Origin of the sequence: Sphingomonas sp. CCH9-F2, from assembly GCF_001556735.1 — a bacterium.
Lineage (GTDB): Bacteria > Pseudomonadota > Alphaproteobacteria > Sphingomonadales > Sphingomonadaceae > Sphingomonas > Sphingomonas ginsenosidimutans.
The window spans coordinates 1-1,156 of sequence record NZ_LSJO01000382.1 but is presented as its reverse complement, the minus strand read 5'-3'; the positions used below and the strand labels follow the sequence as shown (position 1 = coordinate 1,156).

Here is a 1,156-nt window from a genome sequence, read left to right as displayed (position 1 = left end):
CCTCCCCGGCCCTTCGGCCGGGCAGGGCGCGATGAGCGCCCCTCACCGACCGCGTTCTTCACGCGGACGGTGGTGCGTGCGGGACGCGGATCGGGCTAGGTCAGGAGGATGTGCCGATGGCGCTGTTAGCTATCGGTCTCAGGCTTTCCCGGGACGATGGAGAGCGCAGGCGGTTTGAAGCCACCCAACCGGAAGTGCTCACCGATCGCGGCGAGGTCACCTAGAGCATTGTATTCCTGAAGCGTCAGCACGACGCTTTCGATGTCGTCGGCCGAGAATATCGCGCGCGGACCATGACCTGGCCAGACCCGAACCTCGGGCGAGAACGACCCGGGCGAGCCTCCCGACCACGTCCTGAACGGAAGGTCGTTGGTGCAGCAGAAGTCCTCGATATCCTCGATATTGCCGTTCTGGACCTCGTGAGCATGGAGGCGCAGGGGTTCGCCGGATGTAACGGATTCAAGCGGTTCTCCCCCCCATTCGGTCGAGAGGCCGTAGAAATCGGCGAGTTTGTACAGTTCGGGCAGTCGATCGGCGGGAAGTTTCCCCCCGATCGTAATGGAGACGGAGACGCGGTCGGCCATGTCGGGACCTCGTGATGAAGTGGACGTGCCGGTCCCGCGAGCGGTGTCATCACCATTCGCCCGGCTATCCATTCATCACCCCCTTCCCTTGAGCGTGGCCCAGGTTCGAACTGCGATATCCTGTGCTTATACGGCGATAAAGCGAAGGAATAGCTAAATTATCGATCCGATACGGTGTTGAATCGGGACTGGAGCCCATGAAGCAAAAAAAGGGCGACGCCGTGTGCCGGCGTTGCCCCGAGTTTCGGCGTGCGGGAGCGAAAGGGGGCGCGCCCGTGCGCCATGCGGTGCCGTGAGGGAGTGCACGGCACCGGGGGTGGATCAGGCGTCCTCGGCGACGCGCTGGCGGCGACCGCGGCCCTTGCCGACCGGCTCCTCGACCGGGGCGGTGGTTTCGCCCAGGCCGTTGTCGGTGGTGCCCGCATCGTGATCGGGGCCGTTGCCGACCGGGCCGCCATCGGCGCCGAACGGCGGCGACAGATCGTCATCCGCCTTGACGCCGAGCGCGGCACCGACATCGCGGCGCTTCTGGGCGCGCTGCCACACGACGTTGTACGAGCCGTCGTCCTGGC

General features: G+C 65.4%; 1 protein-coding gene and 1 pseudogene. Both read right to left on the bottom strand.

Annotated elements, in window-relative coordinates; all coding sequences use genetic code 11:
- Nucleotides 1–125: 125 nt before the first annotated feature.
- Nucleotides 126–584: a hypothetical protein gene (locus AX685_RS11135; RefSeq protein WP_066282607.1), complete on the bottom strand. Its 459-nt coding sequence runs from the start codon at nucleotides 582–584 to the stop codon at nucleotides 126–128.
- Between the two features lie 321 nt (nucleotides 585–905).
- A pseudogene (locus AX685_RS22570) lies at nucleotides 906–1,156 on the bottom strand (DUF736 domain-containing protein); the annotation flags it as partial.

Bases quoted from the DNA above. Each gene is read 5' to 3' on its own strand.
- AX685_RS11135 (WP_066282607.1), bottom strand. From the start codon at position 584: ATGGCCGACCGCGTCTCCGTCTCCATTACGATCGGGGGGAAACTTCCC.